Source organism: Streptomyces sp. NPDC058470 (assembly GCF_042721055.1).
Lineage (GTDB): Bacteria > Actinomycetota > Actinomycetes > Streptomycetales > Streptomycetaceae > Streptomyces.
On record NZ_JBHXMF010000013.1, the window covers coordinates 60,375 to 80,812 of the forward strand.

Below are 20,438 nucleotides of genomic sequence, written 5' to 3' on the forward strand. Positions count from 1 at the left end.
GCGGTCAGGCGGACGTCTCCTGCTCCGCCTCCACCTGCGCGTTCCACTCCCGCTTCGACGCCTGCCAGCCGTCCTCGTTGTGCCCGAGCCGCCAGTAGCCGGAGATCGACAGGTCCTCGCGCGGGAACTCGTGCTCGACCCGCAGCAGTCGGCGCAGCTCCTTCACGAAGCCCGCCTCGCCGTGCACGAACGCGTGCACCCGGCCCTCGGGGAACTCCAGGGCGCGTACGGCCTCGACGAGCGCCTCGCCGACGGGCCGCTCTCCCCGGTGCAGCCAGACGACGTCCACATCGGAGTCGATCTTCTGCTCCTCGTCGGGGTCCGAGATCTCCACGAAGGCGTGGGCCACGGAGCCCGCGGGCAGCGCCTCCAGAGCGGCCGCGATCGCGGGCAGCGCGCTCTCGTCACCGGCGAGCAGATGCCAGTCCGCGCTCGCGTCGGGGGCGTACGCGCCGCCGGGGCCGTTGAACCGTACGAGCTCGCCCGGTTGGACGTTCGCAGCCCAGGGCCCGGCGAGGCCCTCGTCGCCGTGCACCACGAAGTCGAGGGTCAGTTCGCGGTGTTCGGGGTTCCAGTGGCGCACCGTGTACGTGCGGGTCACGGGCCACTGGTCGCGCGGGAACTCCTCGCGGATGACCTTCATGTCGAAGGGCTCGGGGTAGGTGACGCCCTCCACGCCGAACAGCAGCTTCACATAATGGTCGGTGCTGGAGCCCGCGGTGAACTCGGCGAGGCCCTCGCCGCCGAGGACGACCCGCTGCATGTGCGGGGTCAGTCGCTCGGTCCGCACGACCCGCGCGGTGTGCGGCTTCGGAGTCCTGCGTTCCGGACGCTCTGCCATGACGGCCTCCCATTCAGCGAGCTAAGGCTTACCTAAGCTAGCACCTCTCTCCAGTTAACACCTCAAACCTGAAGAGTCGAGAGCAACCTTTGCAACGAACCGCCCAAACCCCACCGTACGGCCAGTTCGTCCAGCGCGGCCGGGTTGCGCGGCGCGTGCGGCAGCGCGGTGTCGACGTCCGGCAGGGGGACGTCACCGGCGACCTTGACAACCGTGGGCGCCACGGCGACGTACGGTCGTGACTCGTCGAGGCGCTTGCGCTGCGAGGGAGTCAGCCTGGCCTTCGGGTCGTCCACCGCCGCCATGATTCCTGCCAGGTCACCGAACTCGGCGAGCAGCTTGGCCGCCGTCTTCTCCCCGATGCCGGGGACACCGGGCAGTCCGTCGCTGGGGTCGCCGCGCAGCAGCGCCAGATCCGCGTACCCCGGGCCGTCGACGCCGTACTTCTCGCGCAGCCATGCCTCGTCGGTGAGTTGAAGCAGGCCGACGCCCTTGAGGGGATAGAGGACGCGGATCTCCCGCTTGTCGTCGACCAGTTGGTACAGGTCGCGGTCGCCGGTGACGATGTCGACCGGGCCGGTGGCGCGTCCGGTGAACGTGCCGATCACGTCGTCCGCCTCATAGCCCGCCACTCCCACGCGCGCGATGCCCAGCGCGTCGAGGACGTCCTCGATGACGGGCACCTGCGGGGACAGGGTGTCGGGCACCTCCTCCTCGTCCGGTCCTGTCTCGGTCTCCACGGCGACGCGGTGCGCCTTGTAGGACGGGATGAGGTCGACCCGCCACTGCGGGCGCCAGTCCGCGTCCATGCAGGCCACCAGATCGTCGGGGCGGTGGTCCTTGACCAGGCGGTCGATGAACTCCAGCAGCCCGCGCACGGCGTTCACCGGCGTGCCGTCCGGGGCCTTCACCGAATCGGGAACCCCGAAATAGGCCCGGAAGTACAGGGAGGCGGTGTCGAGGAGCATCAGGCGTCTGGTCACGTCTCGCATCATGCCGTACGGCACTGACAGCGACTGCCTCAGACAGTGACCTGAACCACTCTTGTGTTTGCTCCGCATAAGCGGGGGAAGGCGCCGCCTCTGAACAAAGCCGGTTGCGTCTTCAACCGTCGTTCGACCGACGTTCAGCGGATCAACCGTTCAAGCGCTCCACCGTCGAAGCGCTCAAACTGTCCCGACGAGAGGCACACGTGTCATCCAGGCTAGAAGCCGAGCACCTGTACAAGGTGTTCGGCAGACGACCCGAAGAGGCGATGGAGCGGCTCCATCAGGGAGCGGACCGTGAGGAACTCCGGGCCGACGGCACCACCGCCGCGGTGATCGATGTCTCCTTCACGGTGGAGCCCGGCCAGACCTTCGTCGTCATGGGCCTGTCCGGTTCCGGAAAGTCGACGTTGCTGCGCATGCTCAACGGACTGCTGGAGCCGACCGGCGGCCATGTGCGTTTCGACGGTCAGGACCTGACGCAGCTCAGCGCCCGCGAACTGCGCGAGGTCAGGGCGAGGAAGATCAGCATGGTCTTCCAGCACTTCGCGCTCTTTCCGCACCGCAGCGTCCGTGAGAACGCGGCGTACGGCCTGGAAGTGCAGGGCGTGCCGCGCGCCGAGCGCAACGAGCGCGCCACCAGGGCCCTGGAACTGGCCGGCCTCGCGGGCTGGGAGAAGTCCTGGCCCGACGAACTGTCCGGCGGTATGCAGCAGCGCGTGGGCCTGGCACGCGCGCTCGCCACCGACGCCGACCTGCTGCTGATGGACGAGTCGTTCAGCGCCCTCGACCCGCTGATCCGCCGCGACATGCAGGACCAGCTGATCGAACTCCAGAAGAAGCTCAAGAAGACCATCGTCTTCATCACGCACGACCTCAACGAGGCCATGCGGCTCGGCGACCGGATCGCCGTCATGCGGGACGGCCGTATCGTCCAGATAGGCACCGCCGAGGACATCCTGGTGCGCCCCGCGGACGACTACGTCGCCTCCTTCACCCAGGACGTCGACCGTTCCCGCGTGCTGACCGCGGAGTCCGTCATGGACACCGACCTGAACGGCGACGAGGCGAACTGTGCCTGCGAGACCGCCACGTCCGACACGCCGTTCAACGAACTCTGCGCGATCAGCGCCCGTGTGCCGCACGCCGTCGCGGTACTCGACAAGAAACAGAAGCTGGTCGGTGTCGTCGCGAGACAGCGGCTCGTCGGCTACCTGGGCGATGAGCAGGGGCCCCCGGTCCCCTGTGTCACGCCGCGCGACGAGGCGGTGAAGGCCGGTGCCTAGGATTCCGTTCGGTGACTGGGTCAACGACACCGTCGACTGGCTGCTCAACCACATGGCGTGGTTCTTCGACTTCCTCAAGACCGTGTTCGACGGTGCCTACGACGGCGTCAACGCCGTCCTCCAGGCCCCCGAACCGCTCCTCCTCGCGGCCATCCTCGCCGTGATCGCGTTCTGGCTGCGCGGCACCTCCGCCGGTGTCCTCACCTTCGTGGGATTCGCCTTCATCGACTCCCTCGAACTGTGGGACGACGCGATGGTGACCCTCTCGCTCGTCCTCGTGGCGACCGTCATCGCCCTCGTCATATCGGTGCCCGTGGGCATCTGGGCGGCGCGCTCGGACCGGGTCAGCAGCGTCGTCCGGCCCGTGCTCGACTTCATGCAGACGCTGCCCGCGATGATCTACCTCATCCCGGCCATCCTGTTCTTCGGCACCGGCGCCCCCGCGGGCATGGTCGCCACCCTGATCTTCGCGTTGGCCCCCGGCGTCCGCATGACCGAGCTGGGCATCCGCCAGGTCGACAAGGACCTGGTCGAGGCCGCCGACGCGTTCGGCACCACCCCGCGCGACACCCTGCTGCGCATCCAGCTGCCGCTGGCCCTGCCGAGCGTCATGGCGGGCGTCAACCAGGTCATCATGCTGGGCCTGTCCATGGCCGCCATCGCCGGCATGGTCGGCACCGGCGGCCTCGGCGGCGACGTGAACCAGGCCATCGGCCAGCTGAACGTCGGCCTCGGCTCCGAGGCGGGCGTCGCCATCGTCATCCTGGCGATCTACCTCGACCGGATGACCAGCGCGCTGGGCACCCAGGTCTCGCCGCTCGGCCGCCGCAGCGCCGCCAGGCTGCGGGCCGCGCAGGGCCTGAAGCTCTGGACCTACCGGCCCCGGCCGGTCGTGGCCGTCGTCGGCGTCGTCGTGCTCGCGCTGGTCGCGGGCGGCATGGGGATCTTCGGCGGTACGGATTCCACGTCCACCGCCGCCGACGGCAAGGACGTAGGCCAGGGCAAGAAGATCAGCATCGGCTACATCCCGTGGGACGAGGGCGTCGCCTCCACCTTCCTGTGGCAGGAGATCCTGGAGGAGCGCGGCTACGAGGTAGAGACGAAGCAGCTCGACGCAGGCCCCCTCTACACCTCCCTCGCCCAGGGCGACATCGACTTCGAGACGGACTCCTGGCTGCCGACCACCCACGAGCAGTACTGGAAGAAGTACGGCAAGGACCTCGACGACCTGGGCTCCTGGTACGGACCGACGTCGCTGGAGCTGAGCGTCCCCTCGTACATGAAGGACATCAACTCCCTGGCGGACCTCAAGGGCAAGGCCGACGAGTTCGGCGGCAAGATCACCGGCATCGAGTCCAGCGCCGGAATGATGAGCCTCCTCAAGACCAAGGTCCTCAAGGAGTACGGGCTCGACAAGGAGTACAAGGTCGTCGACAGCTCCACGCCCGCGATGCTGGCCGAGCTGAAGCGCGCGTACGCCAAGAAGGAACCCGTCGTCGTCACCCTGTGGTCGCCGCACTGGGCGTACAGCGACTACGACCTGAAGAAGCTCAAGGACCCGAAGGGCGCCTGGGGCTCGGGCGACGGTGTGCACACGCTCTCCCGCAAGGGCTTCGCCCAGGAGAACCCGGTCGTCGGCGACTGGCTCAAGAACTTCAAGATGACCGAGCAGCAGCTCACCAGCCTCGAGTCGGAGATCAACAAGGCCGGCCAGGGCAAGCAGCAGGACGCCGTGCGCGCCTGGCTGAAGAAGAACCCCGGGCTCGTCGACAAGCTGGCCCCGGTCAAGACCACCACGGCCAGTGCCGAGACGAAGCGTGCGCTGGACGTCGCCTGGTTCCCCTGGGACGAGGACGTCGCCGTCACCTATCTGTGGAAGAACGTCCTGGCGCGGCGCGGCTACACGATGAACCTGAAGCAGATGGACGTCGGCCCCGTCTACACGGGACTGGCCTCCGGTGACCTCGACCTCAACTTCGACGCCTGGCTGCCGTACGCCCAGTCCAACTACTGGGATCAGCACAAGAACGACCTGAGAGACCTCGGCACCTGGTACGAACCGACCTCCCTGGAGATCGCCGTCCCCTCGTACGTGAAGGACGTCAAGTCCCTCGCGGATCTCAAGGGCAAGGGCAGCACCTTCGGCGGAAAGATCATCGGGATCGAGCCGGGCACCGGCGAGATGAACCTGCTCAAGACGAAGGTGCTGCCCGGCTACGGCCTGGACAAGGAGTACAAGGTCGTCGACGGCTCCACGCCCGCGATGCTGGCCGAGCTGAAGCGCGCGTACGCCAAGAAGGAACCCGTCGCGGTCGTCCTGTGGTCGCCGCACTGGGCGTACAGCGAGTACGAGCTCACCAAGCTCGCGGACGACAAGAAGTTGTTCGGCGAGGGCAACACGATCCGGACGATCTCCAGCAAGAACTTCCCGGAGCAGTATCCGCAGCTCACCGAGTGGATCAAGAACTTCAGGATGAGCGAGAGTGAACTCGGCAGCCTGGAGGCCGAGATCAAGGATCAGGGCCAGGGACATGAGGAGGACGCCGTGACCGCGTGGCTGAAGGAGCACCCGGACATGGTGGAGCGGATGACTCCGCAGTAGTCCGCAAGGAGTTCCCAGGTGGTTCGGCGAGGGGTGGATCTTCGTCGCGCGGGTCGCGTGTCCCGTGTGGCGAAGGCCACCCCTCGCGGAGTTCCCGGAGCCCGCGACTCGTCCGTACGCTCGGCTCCCCTCCTCCCTGCGTTCCTGTGAGACCCCCGTGCGATCCCTGCTCCGCCCCGGCCGCCTCGTCGGCCTCCTCGTGGTGCTGCTGACGGCTGTGCCGCCGAGCGCGCACGCGGAGCCCCCGTCCGCCGTCACGGCGCGGCTGGAGTCCCTGGCCGGCGACGTGCGTGACGCCGACGGGTATGCGTACGACCTGCGCGACGACTCCGGCCACACCATGGACTCCGCGGAGATCACCCAGGCACCGGACGGCACCTATCTCGCCGTCTACCACTCGCCCCTCGCCGACGGTCGCTTCCACTCGGCCGTCGCCACCTCCACGGATCTGCTGACCTGGACCCGCCGCCACGACTTCGGCGCGGGCACCAGTCAGCCCACACTCGCCGCCGACGGCGCCGGTGGGTACGTACTGGCGTACGAGAAGGATCCGGACAACCACATCGCCGTACGCGGCTACGCCGATCTCGCCGCCCTGCTGGCCGGGGACGCCGACCACGCCTACGACGCGCCGCGCACCCTCTCGCGCTGCGCCGAGGGCACGCCGGACATCACCTCCGTGCAGGACGGCACGGTGGAACTCACCGGCCACTACCGGGCGGGATGCGACACCGACCGCCAACTCCGGGCCACCCTTACGGACTTCACGACCTGGCGGGCCGAGCCCGACCAGCGCCTTGACCGGGCGCTGGAGGGCTGGGGGAACAGCGGAAACATCGGTGACCGCTCGTCCCTCGAACTCGGGGGAGCGGAGCTGGTGTTGATAGAGGGGCAGCGGTGGCGCGAGGACTTCGGGAGCTGGCGGACGTATGCCTACGATCCGGCGACCGGACGGGCCGAACGGCTGACTCTGCGCACCCATGGCGGCAGCCGGGCCTTCGCCAACCCGACGGCGACCCTTCTCACCGACCCGCAGGGGCATCCGGCCCTGCTGGTCAGCCTTTTCGTCCCGAGCGAGGGCGCGGCGCCCGGCGAAGCGGGCCAGCTCCTCTATTGGCGCGAACTGTAACCCTCACCCTCCTTCTGCGTGTCAACGATGTGACGGGTGCGTGAAACGGTTTGCCGAACATGCGTAGGGTGCAAACAACTCTTCAGAAGTAGTGGACCGAAGCGCTTGCTGTAGTAGGGACCGACGACGCAAGGGAGGGAGCCGAAGCGATGGGCGACCACAAAGAACAACCCCTTCGGGTGGGCGCGGCAGTACGGCGCCGCCGCCGTGCCCTGGACCTCACCCTCGCCGTCGTGGCCGAGCGCAGCGGCCTGTCGGTGCCCTTTCTCAGCCAGGTCGAGAACGAGCGTGCCCGGCCCAGCAAGAGCTCCCTGGAGAGAGTCGCCGACGCGCTCGGCACCACCGCCGTGGAACTGCTCGCCGCGGCCGACCCGGCGTGCAGCGTCGATGTCGTGCGCGCGGAAGCCGCCGAGTACGCCCCCGACGCACGGGTGCGCCCCCTGGTGCGCGGTCACCACCAGCTGCACGCCACCGAATTCACCGGCGACCACGACGAGGGGCGTGAACTCCAGCTCCGCAACGACAAGTTGATGTACGTCGTCGACGGCGCCGTCGAGGTCGAGGCGGAGGGCCGTGCCCATCGCCTCGGGCGCGGCGACACCATGTATCTGACCGGCGGCGTGCGGCACCGGTGGCGGGCGACCGTGCCGGACACCCGTGTGATCGTGGTCGAGGTCGCCGACCACATCGACGCGGTGGAGGACCGCCACAACTTCGGCAGGCGCTGACGCCGGGGCTGATCTGTCCGTGAACGGTCCCGGTTCCGGGCGCCGCTGACGCCGGGGCTGATCTGTCCGTGAACGGTCCCGGTTCCGGGTGCCGCTGCGATACTGACTGCATGTCCGGTACCTCCGGTTACGCCTTCGACAACACCTCTGAGCACGCCGGCGGGCGCTTCGACGCCCTGGAGACCTGCTACGACCCGGTGACCTTCGCGCGCCTCACCGAGCTGGGCGTCGGCGCGGGAATGCGCTGCCTGGAGCTGGGCGGAGGTGGTGGCTCCGTCGCCGGCTGGCTCGCCGACCGGGTCGGCCCGACCGGCTCCGTCCTCGTCACCGACATCGAACCGCGCTGGATGGACGGCCTCCCCGAGCGCGGCAACCTGCACGTCCTGCGGCACGACATCAGCACGGACGAGCTGCCGGAGGACGAGTTCGACCTCATCCACGCCCGGCTCGTCCTGCTGCACGTGCCCGAGCGTCTGGCGGCCCTCGACCGGCTGGTGCGGGCGCTGCGGCCCGGAGGGTCACTGGTCCTCGACGAGTTCGACTGCGGGTATGTCCCCGTGCTCGCGTCACCCTGGCCAGGGGCGGCCGAACTGTTCGAGAAGATGCACGACGCGGTCATGGGCGTCGTCACGCGGGCGGGCGCCGACATCCACTGGGGGCTGCACGCGTACGCGGCACTGCGCGGGGTGGGGCTCGTCGGCGTGGCGTCGTCCACGTACGCCGAGTCCTGGCGCGGCGGCTCGCCCGGCTCCCGGCTGCACCAGGTCAATATGCGCCAACTGGAGGGCCGGTTGGTCGAGGAGGGCCTGACCGAGGAGCAGCTGGACCGCTGTCTGCGCCTCCTGGACGACCCGGCGTTCGCGGTCAACTCCTATCCGCTGATCACGACGTGGGGGAGGCGCCCGTGATGCGTGTCGTGTCTCTCGTACCGTCGCTGACGGAGGCCGTGGCCGTCTCCCTGCCCGGCGCCCTGGTCGGCGCGACCGACTGGTGCAGCCACCCGGCGGACCTCGACGTCGCACGGATCGGCGGCACCAAGAACCCCAAGGTCGACAGGATCGTCGAGCTCGCCCCCGACCTGGTCGTCGCCAACGAGGAGGAGAACCGCGAGCCCGACCTGACGGCCTTGCGCACGGCGGGCATCGAGGTCCTGGTCACCGAGGTGCGGGACGTGCCGGAGGCCATTCGCGAGTTGGGGCGGGTGCTGGGCGCGTGCGGCGCGAAGGCCCGGCCGCGATGGCTCGACGAGGCGGAGAGCGCCTGGCAGGACCCGCCGGTTCCGGACCGTCGTACGACCGCGCTCGTGCCCGTCTGGCGGCGGCCCTGGATGGTCCTCGGCCGTGACACCTTCGCGGGAGATGTGCTGGCGCGCCTGGGCGTGGACAACCTGTACGCGCACCACGAGGAACGTTATCCGCGCATCCCGCTGCCCGAGCTCAAGGCGGCGGCCCCCGAACTCGTGGTCCTGCCGGACGAGCCGTACCGCTTCACCGCCGACGACGGACCCGAGGTGTTCGAGGGGGTGCCCTGCGCGCTCGTCGACGGTCGCCTGCTCACCTGGTACGGCCCCTCGTTGGCGCAGGCTCCGCGGCTGCTGGGCGAGGCGCTGCGAGCAGCTCGCCGCTGACAAGGCCGCGGGCCGTGCGGACGGCTGCCACCGACCAGGCGGCCACGAGCAGGATGTACAGGGCGACCGCGAGGACGTCGAAGGCGACGAGACCGGTGTGCCGCGCCAGGCCCTCCGCGCCGGTGACACAGGTCCCCACCGGGAAGGTGAACGCCCACCACGTCATCGTGAAACCCATGCCGCGGCGGCGGGCGCGCAGTACCAGCGCGGCGGAAAGGGCGAGCCAGAGCAGCGCGAAACCCATCACGGGGACGCCGTAGAGGACGGCGAGATCGCTGAAACCCTGGGCGTACGGGGCGGGCACCACGCCGGGCGCGACGTCCGCGAACTTGCCGACCGCGGTCGTGGACTGGCCCAGGGGACCGAGCACCAGGAACAGGGCCGGAGTCAGGGCGAGCGGCAGCGGGCCACCGGTGATCAGCCGGGCGAAGATCAGCGGCAGCATCAGCGAGGTGGCCAGCAGGCTCAGCCCGAACATCGCGAGGCAGCCGAGGAGGAGGGCCTCCCGCGCCTGGCCGGCCGGGAGATGCGGGACCAGGAGCGGGCCGAGGGCCGCGGACACCATCGGGGCGACGACGGGGAGCAGCCATACAGGGCTCGCCTGCCCGGGTTCGATCCGGTGCCGGACCACCATGAGGTAAGGGATGGCCACGGCGCAGGTCAGGCCGATGACCGTACCGGCGCCGAACAGGACCGCGTCCAGCGCGACCGCCGCCTCCAGGCCGATCCAGTCCTGGCCCACGACCAGGGTGCCGCCGCCCACGGCCAGCAGGGCCATGGCCAGACAGCCGTAGAACGGGGCCGTCGCCGGATCGAGGAAGCCGGCGCGCGCCTGCTCGCGATGGTGCGTCCAGTGCAGGGCCCGGGCGGCGAGCAGGACCACGAGCATCGCCAGCGACAGCGCCCACACCGTGGCGCAGACGGTCCGCAGGCCCGGCACGGCCCCGGGGAGTCCGGCGCCCGCCGTGGCCACGATCGCGGTGCCCATCACCGAGGCGTACCAGTTCGGGCCGAGGTACCGGAGGGTGGTGCCGTGCCGGGTACCGGCCTTGGGGAACGCCGTGGCGGGCTGGACTGTGGTGACCATGCTTCCAAGGTCCCGCCGCGATGCGCTGCCCACCAGGGAGTACGGCCCTATGAGGACATAAGCTGGGATTATGAGTGGTAAGGCTGAGGAGCGGACGGGGATCGCGCACCGGGTGCCGGATCTGGGGGCGATGGAGCTGTTGCTCGCGGTGGCCCGGCTGGGAAGTCTGGGCCGGGCCGCGCGGGAACTGGGGATCAGCCAGCCAGCCGCCAGCGGTCGGATCCGCTCGATGGAACGCCAGCTGGGCGTCGCCCTCGTCGACCGCTCACCGAGCGGGTCGCGCCTCACCGACGCCGGGGCGCTCGTCACGGACTGGGCGCGGCGGGTGGTGGAGGCGGCCGAGGCGTTCGACGTGGGGGCGCACGCGTTGCGGGACCGGCGGGACTCGCGGTTGCGTGTCGCGGCGAGCATGACGATCGCCGAGTATTTGCTGCCGGGCTGGCTGATCGCGCTTCGCGCGCAGCGCCCTGACACGGCGGTGTCCCTCCTCGCCGGCAACTCTGCGGTCGTCGCCGAGCGTCTCCTCGCCGACGAGGCCGACCTCGGTTTCGTCGAGGGGCTGTCCGTGCCGGCCGGCCTCGACTCGGTGGTCATCGCCCATGACCGGCTGATCGTGGTGACGGCGCCGGACCATCCGTGGGCGCGTCGTCGATCGCCTCTGGCCGCGGCGGAGTTGGCGGCGACGCCACTCATCCTCCGTGAGGAGGGGTCGGGCACCCGGCAGGTCCTGGACGCGGCCCTCGGCGGCCTTGCCCGTCCGCTCATCGAGCTGTCCTCCACCACGGCGGTCAAGGCCTCGGTCGTCAGTGGCGCGGGGCCCGCCGTCCTGAGCGAACTGGCCCTCGGCGAGGAACTCTCCGCCCACCGGCTGGTCAGTATTCCGCTGTCCGACGTCCAACTGCGGCGGTCCCTGCGGGCGGTGTGGCCCACGGGGCATCGGCCTACGGGACCGGCGCGGGATCTGTTGTCGTTGACGCGGGGGGTTTGAGGGGGTGCCCGCGGCGGAGCCGCTGATGGACGCAGCTCGCCCCCGTGTCAGCCCGTCCGGCGTTTGAGGACGAGGCCGTTCAGGCCGATGCCGGGGGTCTGGGGGCGGCAGCCCCCAGGGACGATGGGGGGTCCCCGGTCGAGCGAAGCCGAGGCTGGGGGAGGGTAGGGGCGGAGGGGGCAAAAAACCGCTGGCGCTCTCCAGCGCACCCCCGCACCATGCGGGACATGACCCCGACCGCTCCGCCCGCCGCAGGCGTCCGCACCCCTTGGGGAGACCTGCCCCAACCAGTTCGCGACGCAGTCGCGCGGCTGCTCGGTGCCCCCGTGACCGAGGCGGTCACGCAGCCCGGCGGTTTCTCACCCGGTGTAGCAGCCCGCGTCGCCACGGCAGACCACCAACGCGCGTTCGTGAAGGCGGTCAGCGCCGACCTGAACCCCGAAAGCCCCGAACTCCACCGCAGGGAGGCGAGAAACGCCGCCGCACTGCCGTCCGACACCCCCGCACCCCGCCTCCTCGGCACCTACGACGACGGCACCTGGGTTGCCCTCGTCTTAGAGGACGTCGAGGGCCGCCAGCCACATGTCCCGTGGCGCGCAACCGAGTTGAGGCTGGTCCTGGACGCCGTGGGCGAGCTGAGCCGCACGCTCACCCCGTCACCGGTGGACGCGCCACCGGTGACGAAAGCCATGGTGCATTCCTTCCGCGGCTGGCAGCACATGATCGACGCGGGCGACACCGGCGACGGCCTCGACCCGTGGACCGCGGTTCGTCTGCACGAGCTGGCCGAACTCGCCGCTCCCTGGGGCGACTTCGCCGGGGGCGAGACCCTCGCGCACAGCGATCTGCGCGCGGACAACCTGCTTCTCACGGCTGACCGTCGGGTGGTCTTCGTCGACTGGCCGCACGCCACGAGGGCAGCGCCCTGGTTCGACCTGCTGGTGATGCTGCCGTGCGTCCGCGCCCAGGGCGGCCCGGACCCGGAATCGGTGTTCGCCACCCACCCGCTGGGCAGCGGCGCCGACCCCGAAGGCATCACCGCCACTTTGGCGGCCCTGGCGGGCTTCTTCATCCAGCAGTCCCGGCAACCACCGCCCCCGGGTCTGCCGACCCTGCGCCCCTTCCAGCGCGCGCAGGGCGACGCCGCACTCGAATGGCTCAGGAAGCGGCTTGGACCAGCCCCCGCATGACCCGCAGATCCTCCCCCATCTCCGGATGCCACTGAACCCCCAACACCCAACCGGGGCCGGGAAGTTCGATGGCCTCCACCGTCCCGTCCACCGCGTGGGCGGAGGCCAGTAGCCCCGCCCCGACCCGATCCACCGCCTGGTGGTGATACGTCGGCACGGCGACCGGCTCCGGCGCGAGACCGGCGTACACACTCCCCGGCACGGGAGTCACGTCGTGGCGCCCGAACACGCCGACGTCCTTCACGTGACCGTCGAGGTGCTGGACGAGCGTCCCGCCCAGGGCGACGTTGAGGAGCTGCATGCCCCGGCAGATGCCGAGGAGCGGCGTGCCGGAGGCCAACGCGGCCTCGATCAGGGCGAGTTCCCAGGCATCGCGCTCCGGAGCGGGCGGCCCGGTGCGCGGCGAGCGCTCGGCGCCGTAGCGGGTGGGATCGACGTCCGGCCCACCGGCGACGACGACCCCGTCGAGGCGGGCGACGACCTCCGCGGCGCACGCCGGATCGTCCGGCGGCAGCAGCACGGCAAGCCCGCCGGCCCGCTGCACGAGCCGCGGATAGCCGACCGGCAACAACGCCGCCTCCAGCTCCCACACGCCCCAGCGCGCCTTGGACTCCAGATACGTACTCACACCGATCAGCGGCCTGCCGCCCACGCTGCCTCCTCCGCACTCAATGGAATATCCGCATACCTTTGCGCGGGCCTCACGTCAGGAACCCCCGAAGCAGTGCCGCCGTCCCTCCGCAGTGCTCCCGCATCATCTCCCGCGCCCCGTCCGCGTCCCCGTCGAGGACCGCCTCGACCAGCGCGCCGTGCTGCAGCTGGGAGTGCTCCAGGTTCCGTACGAGGAGCGGGATGCAGTCGAGGAGGTCGTTCACGGAGGCGCGTACGGCCGCGTACTGGGCGATGAGCGAAGGGGAGCCGCACAGTTCGGCGAGGGTGAGGTGGAGCCTGGTGTCCAGGCGGCGGTAGTCGGCCAGCGGAGCGTCCTGGGTGCGGGCGAGGGCCTCGCGCAGCCGGCCGGCCTGCTCGTCGTCGAGGCCGTGCGTCGCGCACAGGCCGGCCGCGCCCACCTCAAGGACCTCGCGGAAGCGCAGTACGTCCTCGATGTCGACCTCGGCGACCCGGCGCCGCAGCTCGTGCTCGCCGGGAGCGTCGGCCCTCGGCAGCACGAACGTGCCGCCGTACCGGCCGCGCCGCGACTCGACGAGTCCCTGGTCCTGGAGCACCTTCAGCACCTCGCGCAGCGTCACCCGGCTGATCCCGAGCCGCTCCGCCAACTCCCGCTCGGCGGGCAGCCGTTCACCGCCCGGCACCAGACCGAGCCGGACGACCTGGAGGATCTGCTCCAGCGCCTCCTCGAAACCGTTGCCCGCCCGGACCGGCCGCAGCACCGGCGTCAGCCGGTCGTCCGCCCCGCCGTCGGTTTCCGCCCAGGTCATCTCGTCGCGCCCCCTTCCCAAGCAATGGTTCTCAGCAATACCTTATGACTCTCGGCTGACCCAAGGAGGCTTTTCCGGTGGCAGACCGCACACCCCCGCTCACCGTCGAGGACCTGCGCAGCCTGGTCGCGGGCGGCGAGATCGACACGGTCGTCCTGGCCTTCCCCGACATGCAGGGACGGCTCCAGGGCAAGCGGTTCGCCGCGCGCTTCTTCCTCGACGACGTCCTCGAACACGGCACGGAGGGCTGCAACTACCTCCTTGCCGTCGACACCGAGATGAACACGGTCGACGGGTACGAGATGTCCTCCTGGGAGCGGGGATACGGCGACTTCGCCATGCACCCCGACCTGAGCACGCTCCGCCGGGTGCCCTGGAACGAGGGCACGGCGCTGCTCATCGCCGACCTCGCCTGGAACGACGGCTCCCCGGTGGTGGCAGCGCCCCGCCAGATCCTGCGCCGCCAGCTCGACCGCCTCACCGAACTCGGCCTCACCGCCCAGGTCGGCACGGAGCTCGAGTTCATCGTCTTCAAGGACACCTACGAGCAGGCCTGGGACGCGCACTACCGCGACCTCACCCCGGCGAACCAGTACAACATCGACTACTCGGTGCTGGGGACGGGCCGGATCGAGCCGCTGCTGCGCCGTATCCGCAACGACATGCAGGCGGCGGGCCTCATCGTCGAATCGGCCAAGGGCGAATGCAACCCCGGCCAGCACGAGATCGCCTTCAAGTACGACGAGGCCCTCGTGACCTGTGACCAGCACGCCGTCTACAAGACCGGCGCCAAGGAGATCGCCTCTCAGGAGGGCGTCTCGCTCACCTTCATGGCGAAGTACAACGAGCGCGAGGGCAACTCCTGCCACATCCACCTCTCGCTCGCGGACAAGGACGGCACGAACGTGATGGCCGGCTCCTCCGACGACCCGGGCGGCATGTCGGAGACCATGCGGTACTTCCTCGCCGGGCAGCTCGCCGCGCTCCGCGACTTCTCGCTCCTCTACGCCCCGAACATCAACTCCTACAAGCGGTTCCAGCCGGGCTCCTTCGCCCCGACCGCCGTCGCCTGGGGTTACGACAACCGCACCTGCTCCCTCCGTGTGGTCGGCCACGGCCGTTCGATGCGCTTCGAGAACCGGCTCCCCGGCGGTGACGTCAACCCGCACCTGGCCGTCGCCGGACTCGTCGCGGCCGGCCTGTACGGCGTCGAGCAGAAGCTGGAGCTGCCGGACGCGTGCGCGGGCAACGCGTACGCCGCCGAGTACGACCACGTCCCCACCACCCTTCGCGAGGCCGCCGAGCTCTGGGAGAACAGCCCCATCGCCCGGGCCGCCTTCGGCGACGAGGTGGTCGCGCACTACCTGAACATGGCGCGCGTCGAGCTGAACGCCTTCGACGCCGCGGTGACCGACTGGGAGCTGCGCCGCTCCTTCGAACGTCTGTGAGGCCCTCCTTGTCGCACGAGCATGAGCTCCAGGTACTCAACCCGGCGACCGAGGAGGTCATCGCCACCGTCCCAGGCGCCACTGCGGAGGACGTCGACGCCGCCGTCGTACGGGCGGGAAAGGCACAGGCCCGATGGGCCGCCCTCGCTCCGGGCGAGCGGGCCCGGCTGCTGCGCCGCTTCGCCGTCGTCGTCGACGAACACCTCGAAGAACTGGCCCGGTTGGAGGTCCGCGAGGCCGGTCACGTCATCGGCAACGCCCGCTGGGAGGTGGGCAACGTCCGTGATCTGCTCGACTACGCGGCCGGGGGAGTGGAGCGGCTGACCGGCCGCCAGATCCCGGTCTCCGGCGGCCTGGACATCACCATCCTCGAACCGCTCGGCGTCGTCGGGATCATCGCCCCCTGGAACTTCCCCCTGCCGATCGCCGCCTGGGGCACCGCACCGGCCCTCGCGGCCGGGAACGCGGTCATCCTCAAGCCCGCCGAGACGACGCCTCTGACGGCTCTGAGGCTGGCCGAACTGGGCCTGGAGGCCGGTCTTCCCGAACATCTCTTCCAGGTGCTCCCGGGCTCGGGTCCCGTCGCGGGCAACGCGCTGGTCGAGCACCCCGGCGTCGCGAAGATCGTCTTCACGGGGTCAACCGCCGTGGGCAAACAGGTGTTGGCAAGGGGTTCGGCCCTTCTCAAGCGCGTCACTCTCGAACTCGGCGGCAAGAGCCCGAACATCGTCTTCGCCGACGCCGACATCGAGGCCGCCGCGGCGGCCACCCCGATGTCCTTCCTCGACAACTCCGGCCAGGACTGCTGCGCCCGCACCCGCATCCTCGTCCAGCGCTCCGTGTACGACCGCTTCCTCGAACTCCTCGCCCCGGCCGTCGCGTCCGTCGTCGTCGGCGACCCGTCCGACGAGCGCACCCAGATGGGCCCGCTGATCTCCAAGGTGCAGCTGGAACGCGTACGTTCGTACGTCGCCGCCGACGCGCCCGGCATCCACGGCAAGGCCCCCGAGGGGCCGGGCTTCTGGTTCCCGCCCACGGTCCTCACCGATGTCGAGCCCCACGCGCGCGTGGCCGTCGAGGAGGTCTTCGGTCCGGTCGCGGTCGTCCTCCCCTTCGAGGACGAGGCGGACGCGGTCCGGCTCGCCAACGCCACCGAGTACGGCCTGTCCGGCTCCATCTGGACCCGTGACGTCGGCCGCGCCCTACGCGTCTCGGGGGCCGTCCGCGCCGGGAACCTGTCCGTCAACTCCCACTCCAGCGTCCGCTACTGGACCCCGTTCGGCGGCTTCAAGCAGTCGGGGATCGGCCGCGAACTCGGCCCGGACGCCCTCACCGCCTTCACCGAAACCAAGAACGTCTTCATCAGCACGGAGGGCCCCGCACAGTGACCGCAGACACCCCTGACATCATCTGCCGCCGCCTGGTCGGCCGTACCGCCGTCATCACCGGCGCGGGCAGCGGCATCGGCCTTGCCACCGCACGTCGGCTCGCCTCCGAGGGCGCCCATGTCGTCTGCGGCGACGTCGACGAGACGAGCGGCAAGGCGGCCGCCGAGGAGGTCGGCGGGATCTTCGTGAAGGTCGACGTCACCGACCCCGAGGAGGTGGAAGCCCTCTTCAGGACGGCATACGACACCTACGGCTCCGTCGACATCGCCTTCAACAACGCGGGCATCTCACCGCCCGACGACGACTCCATCCTGGAGACGGGACTTGAGGCCTGGAAGCGGGTCCAGGACGTCAACCTCACCTCCGTCTACCTGTGTTGCAAGGCCGCGATCCCCTACATGCGGCGCCAGGGCAAGGGCTCGATCATCAACACGGCGTCCTTCGTGGCCCGGATGGGCGCGGCGACCTCGCAGATCTCGTACACGGCCTCCAAGGGCGGTGTGCTGGCCATGTCCCGTGAACTGGGCGTGCAGTTCGCGAGGGAGGGCATCCGGGTCAACGCCCTGTGCCCCGGGCCGGTCAACACCCCGCTGCTCCAGGAGCTGTTCGCCAAGGACCCCGAGCGGGCGGCACGCCGGCTCGTGCACATCCCGGTCGGCCGGTTCGCGGAGGCGGACGAGATCGCCGCGGCGGTCGCGTTCCTCGCCAGCGACGACTCCTCCTTCGTGAACGCCAGCGACTTCCTGGTGGACGGCGGAATCTCGGGCGCGTACGTCACGCCGCTGTAGCGGACGCCGTGGGCCGGACACCGTGTACTGATCTTCGACGTACGTCCTAGAGTGCCGGGATGAGCATGACGCCTCCGCCCGGCTGGTACCGCGACCCGTCGTACCCGCTCGTCGAGCGCTGGTGGGACGGGACCGCGTGGACCGACCACCGGCGTCAGCCCGAGGCGCTCCAACAGCCCTTGGCGGGGCCGGAGTTCCCCGACGGGAGCTCCGGGCGTGCCAAGGCCGTCGCCCTCGTCGTCGCCGGAGCCGTGCTGGTCTCCTCGATCGTCACAGGCGCCGTACTCCTCGGCCGGAACGACGACACCGCCGACGCGGCGACCAACACGGCGCCGACCGCCCCGTCGCAGCCCGAGCCGGCCCCCTCCGAGTCGCCGACCGACGATCCGGCGTTCGTCGTGGACGAGCTCAACGGCATCACCCTTCCGCTGCTCGACGGCTGGGAGGGGCCGGAGAACGTCGTCGAGGACGATGTCGTGATGACCACTCCGGGGACGTACGACTGCCCCGGCGACCCCGGTCTCTGCCACCACGGACGGGTCATCTCGCGCACGGTCACCGGGGACGACGAGAAGTCCCCGGAAGCCCTCGCCCGGAAGGACATCGGGGACGCGGCGGACAGGGCGTACGACCGAGACCTCCTCGACCGGCGCCCCTACCACGGCATCGACTCCCACAAAGAGGTGAAGGCGGGTCCGGTCGCCGTCGCCGGGCGTGCCGGGTACTTCGTGCGCTGGCAGGTCAAGACCGCCGCGGGGCCCGGGGGTTACGTGCAGTCGCTGGCGTTTCCGTCCAGCGTGGGTTCTGAGGCGCTGGTCATCGTCCGCTTCGCCTTCGACGCGGGTGGGGACGGGCCGCCGCTGTCCGACATGGACCGCATCACCAAGGGGATCCGGCCGGTGGACGACGCGGACACCGGTGGGGGCGTGGGCAGCAGCATCGGCCCGTCCCAGTAGACGCTGGACGCCCGGGGCGTCAGAGGAAGGTCTGCCCCTCCCCGCGATACGTCGGGACGGCCGCCGTCACCGAGTCGCCCGCCACCAGCTGGAGGGTGTCGAACCGCTCGCACAGCTCCCCGGCCTTGGCGTGCCGGAACCACACCTTGTCGCCGATGAGCAGGTCGTCCGCGGGGGCGCCGATCAGCGGAGTCTGCACCTCGCCCGGACCCTCCTGGGGGTCGTACTTCAGCCCCTCAGGGAGATAGGGCACGGGCAGCCGGTCGGGACCGGCGGCGCCCGAGGCCGGGTAGCCGCCACCGAGGACGGTCACGATTCCGACGCCCGGGCGACGAACGACGGGCTGGGCGAAGAGCGCGGCCGGTCGCCCGCTGAACGAGGTGTAGTTGTCGAAGAGCCGCGGTACGTACAGTCCCGACCCGGCCGCGATCTCCGTGACCGCGTCCTCGGCCGCCGTGTGCTGCACGCTGCCGGTGCCGCCGCCGTTGACGAACTCCAGGTCGGGCTCCACGGCCCGGACGGCGCGGACGACCTCGGCACGCCGCTGGACGAGTTCCTTGCGGGCCGTGGCCTGCATCAGGCGGACGGCACGCGAACGGAAGGGCCGCCCGTCGACCGAGTCGCCGACGCCGGCGATATGACCCTCGTACGCCATGATCCCCACGAGCTTGAACCCGGGGCGCCGGGTCACCGTACGGGCCATCTCGGCGAGTTGGTCGGGGGAGCGCAGCGGCGAACGGAGGGCGCCGACGCGGACCCGCCCGCCGAGCAGCTGGAGTGAGGTGTCCAACTCCAGGCAGACACGCACGACTTCGGTGCCGCCCCGGCGTGCCTCGTCGATGAGGTGGAGCTGGGCCGGGTCGTCGACCATGACGGTCACGGCGGCGGCGAGCTTGGGGTCGGAGGCCAGCTCGGCGAAGCCCAAGGCGTCGGCGGACGGGTAGGCGAGCAGGATGTCCTCGAAGCCGGAGCGGGCCAGCCAGATCGACTCGGCAAGGGTGAAGGACATGATTCCGGCGAAGCCGTCCCGCGCGAGGACGCGTTCGAGCAGGGCGCGGCAGCGGACGGATTTGCTGGCGACGCGGACCGGTTTGCCACCGGCCCTGCGGACGAGATCGTCCGCGTTCGCGTCGAAGGCCTCCAGGTCCACGATCGCGAGAGGGGCGTCGAGGTGAGCGGTGGCCCGGTCGTAGCGGGCCCGGTCTGCGGCGCGGGCAGTCATGACCGAAGCCTGCCAGACGGGATTACCGCTGGGTAGGGGGACGATCCGGGCAGATCCCCCGGGCCTGCGGACTGGTTCCCTTCGGGCCCACGTCAACCCGTAGAGTGACGCGCACGCAGGGAGGAACGACCTTGCCCGGGCGGGGTGCGCCCGGGGTGACGGCCCCCCGGTGCGGGTATGCGTGCCCGTGGCGGGCGACCCGGACGGACGCCCTCCCCGCAACAGCTACGACGGCCCGGAAGAGCTCCGAGGCGAGCCGATGGCCCGGGTACGAGGGAACGGGGGGTGCATGAGCACGGAAGCGCGCCGCGCCTCAATTCCCCCACGCCCGCCGGCCCCACCTCGCCCGGCAACCCCTCCCCACCCGAACCGGCCGCCGACTCCGGACAACCCGCAAACCCCGGACGAGCCTTCGATTCCGGACAACCTGCGAACTCCGGACCAGCCTCCGAGCTCGGACCACTCACCGCCCCCGAACCAGGCACCGACGTCCGGTCCTGCGACGTCCGGCCAACCACAGAGGCCGGACGGGCCGCCGACGTCTGGTCAGTCCCCGATGTTCGGTCAGCCCTCGATGTCCGGTCAGCCGCCGAGGTCGAACCAGCCGTCCAGGCCGGACCGGCTGCGGACTCCCGACCAGCCCCCGAGGGCCGGCCAGCCCCCGAGGCCCGGTCATCCGCCGAGCCCGGAGCAGCGACCGACGGCCGGTCAGCGTCCGACGGCTGGTCAGCGT

The 20,438-nt window shown here is 70.5% G+C and carries 18 protein-coding genes; 12 read left to right on the plus strand and 6 right to left on the minus strand.

What is annotated here, in order from left to right:
* Positions 1–4: 4 nt before the first annotated feature.
* Both ACFWP7_RS12045 and ACFWP7_RS12050 read right to left on the minus strand, forming a co-directional pair.
* Positions 5–841, minus strand: coding sequence for a siderophore-interacting protein (locus tag ACFWP7_RS12045; protein WP_384380017.1), 837 nt, complete (start codon positions 839–841; stop codon positions 5–7).
* Positions 842–903: 62 nt separating this feature from the next.
* A complete protein-coding gene (locus ACFWP7_RS12050) occupies positions 904–1,833 on the minus strand; it encodes a 5'-3' exonuclease H3TH domain-containing protein (RefSeq protein ID WP_384380242.1) in 930 nt (309 codons plus the stop codon).
* A gap of 200 nt (positions 1,834–2,033) precedes the next feature.
* Between ACFWP7_RS12050 and ACFWP7_RS12055 the strand changes: the two genes are divergently transcribed.
* The 6 genes from ACFWP7_RS12055 (at position 2,034) to ACFWP7_RS12080 (ending at position 9,199) form a co-directional block, all read left to right on the plus strand.
* Positions 2,034–3,113 carry a glycine betaine/L-proline ABC transporter ATP-binding protein gene (locus ACFWP7_RS12055; protein ID WP_384380020.1) on the plus strand — a complete coding sequence of 360 codons (1,080 nt, stop codon included), beginning with the start codon at positions 2,034–2,036 and terminating at the stop codon, positions 3,111–3,113.
* Entirely contained in the window at positions 3,106–5,715 is a 2,610-nt protein-coding gene (locus tag ACFWP7_RS12060) for an ABC transporter permease/substrate binding protein (RefSeq protein ID WP_384380023.1), read from the plus strand. Before ACFWP7_RS12055 ends, ACFWP7_RS12060 begins: the two co-directional genes overlap by 8 nt.
* A 157-nt stretch (positions 5,716–5,872) precedes the next feature.
* A complete protein-coding gene (locus ACFWP7_RS12065) occupies positions 5,873–6,844 on the plus strand; it encodes a hypothetical protein (protein WP_384380026.1) in 972 nt (323 codons plus the stop codon).
* Between the two features lie 149 nt (positions 6,845–6,993).
* Positions 6,994–7,572 (plus strand): helix-turn-helix domain-containing protein, encoded by a 579-nt coding sequence (locus tag ACFWP7_RS12070; RefSeq protein WP_384380028.1) that lies wholly within the window; start codon positions 6,994–6,996, stop codon positions 7,570–7,572.
* A 110-nt stretch (positions 7,573–7,682) separates the two neighbouring features.
* Positions 7,683–8,480: a class I SAM-dependent methyltransferase gene (locus ACFWP7_RS12075; protein ID WP_384380031.1), complete on the plus strand. Its 798-nt coding sequence runs from the start codon at positions 7,683–7,685 to the stop codon at positions 8,478–8,480.
* Positions 8,480–9,199: a helical backbone metal receptor gene (locus ACFWP7_RS12080; RefSeq protein ID WP_384380034.1), complete on the plus strand. Its 720-nt coding sequence runs from the start codon at positions 8,480–8,482 to the stop codon at positions 9,197–9,199. The genes ACFWP7_RS12075 and ACFWP7_RS12080 overlap by 1 nt, the downstream gene beginning before the upstream one ends.
* Here ACFWP7_RS12080 and ACFWP7_RS12085 read toward each other — a convergent pair.
* Positions 9,126–10,286, minus strand: coding sequence for a TDT family transporter (locus ACFWP7_RS12085; RefSeq protein ID WP_384380037.1), 1,161 nt, complete (start codon positions 10,284–10,286; stop codon positions 9,126–9,128). The two genes, ACFWP7_RS12080 and ACFWP7_RS12085, sit on opposite strands and share 74 nt — an antisense overlap.
* 70 nt (positions 10,287–10,356) lie before the next feature.
* Between ACFWP7_RS12085 and ACFWP7_RS12090 the strand changes: the two genes are divergently transcribed.
* Entirely contained in the window at positions 10,357–11,274 is a 918-nt protein-coding gene (locus ACFWP7_RS12090) for a LysR family transcriptional regulator (protein WP_384380040.1), read from the plus strand.
* Between the two features lie 227 nt (positions 11,275–11,501).
* Positions 11,502–12,464: a phosphotransferase family protein gene (locus tag ACFWP7_RS12095; protein WP_384380043.1), complete on the plus strand. Its 963-nt coding sequence runs from the start codon at positions 11,502–11,504 to the stop codon at positions 12,462–12,464.
* On the opposite strand, the gene ACFWP7_RS12100 is transcribed toward ACFWP7_RS12095, so the two are convergent.
* Both ACFWP7_RS12100 and ACFWP7_RS12105 read right to left on the minus strand, forming a co-directional pair.
* A complete protein-coding gene (locus ACFWP7_RS12100; protein ID WP_384380046.1) occupies positions 12,433–13,116 on the minus strand; it encodes a gamma-glutamyl-gamma-aminobutyrate hydrolase family protein in 684 nt (227 codons plus the stop codon). The genes ACFWP7_RS12095 and ACFWP7_RS12100 overlap by 32 nt on opposite strands.
* A gap of 49 nt (positions 13,117–13,165) precedes the next feature.
* Complete coding sequence (locus ACFWP7_RS12105; RefSeq protein WP_384380049.1) at positions 13,166–13,903, minus strand: FadR/GntR family transcriptional regulator; 738 nt, start codon at positions 13,901–13,903, stop codon at positions 13,166–13,168.
* Positions 13,904–13,980: 77 nt separating this feature from the next.
* Here ACFWP7_RS12105 and ACFWP7_RS12110 point away from each other — a divergent pair, with 77 nt between their 5' ends.
* From ACFWP7_RS12110 to ACFWP7_RS12125, 4 genes are all read left to right on the plus strand, one after another.
* On the plus strand, positions 13,981–15,351 hold the full coding sequence (locus tag ACFWP7_RS12110) for a glutamine synthetase family protein (protein WP_384380052.1): 1,371 nt from the start codon (positions 13,981–13,983) through the stop codon (positions 15,349–15,351).
* An 8-nt stretch (positions 15,352–15,359) separates the two neighbouring features.
* Positions 15,360–16,739, plus strand: a complete 1,380-nt coding sequence (locus ACFWP7_RS12115) for an aldehyde dehydrogenase family protein (RefSeq protein ID WP_384380055.1) — start codon at positions 15,360–15,362, stop codon at positions 16,737–16,739.
* On the plus strand, positions 16,736–17,527 hold the full coding sequence (locus ACFWP7_RS12120) for a 3-oxoacyl-ACP reductase (protein WP_384380058.1): 792 nt from the start codon (positions 16,736–16,738) through the stop codon (positions 17,525–17,527). Before ACFWP7_RS12115 ends, ACFWP7_RS12120 begins: the two co-directional genes overlap by 4 nt.
* A 65-nt stretch (positions 17,528–17,592) precedes the next feature.
* Positions 17,593–18,483, plus strand: a complete 891-nt coding sequence (locus ACFWP7_RS12125) for a DUF2510 domain-containing protein (RefSeq protein WP_384380245.1) — start codon at positions 17,593–17,595, stop codon at positions 18,481–18,483.
* A gap of 19 nt (positions 18,484–18,502) precedes the next feature.
* On the opposite strand, the gene ACFWP7_RS12130 is transcribed toward ACFWP7_RS12125, so the two are convergent.
* A complete protein-coding gene (locus ACFWP7_RS12130; RefSeq protein WP_384380061.1) occupies positions 18,503–19,705 on the minus strand; it encodes an amino acid deaminase/aldolase in 1,203 nt (400 codons plus the stop codon).
* Positions 19,706–20,438: the final 733 nt, after the last annotated feature.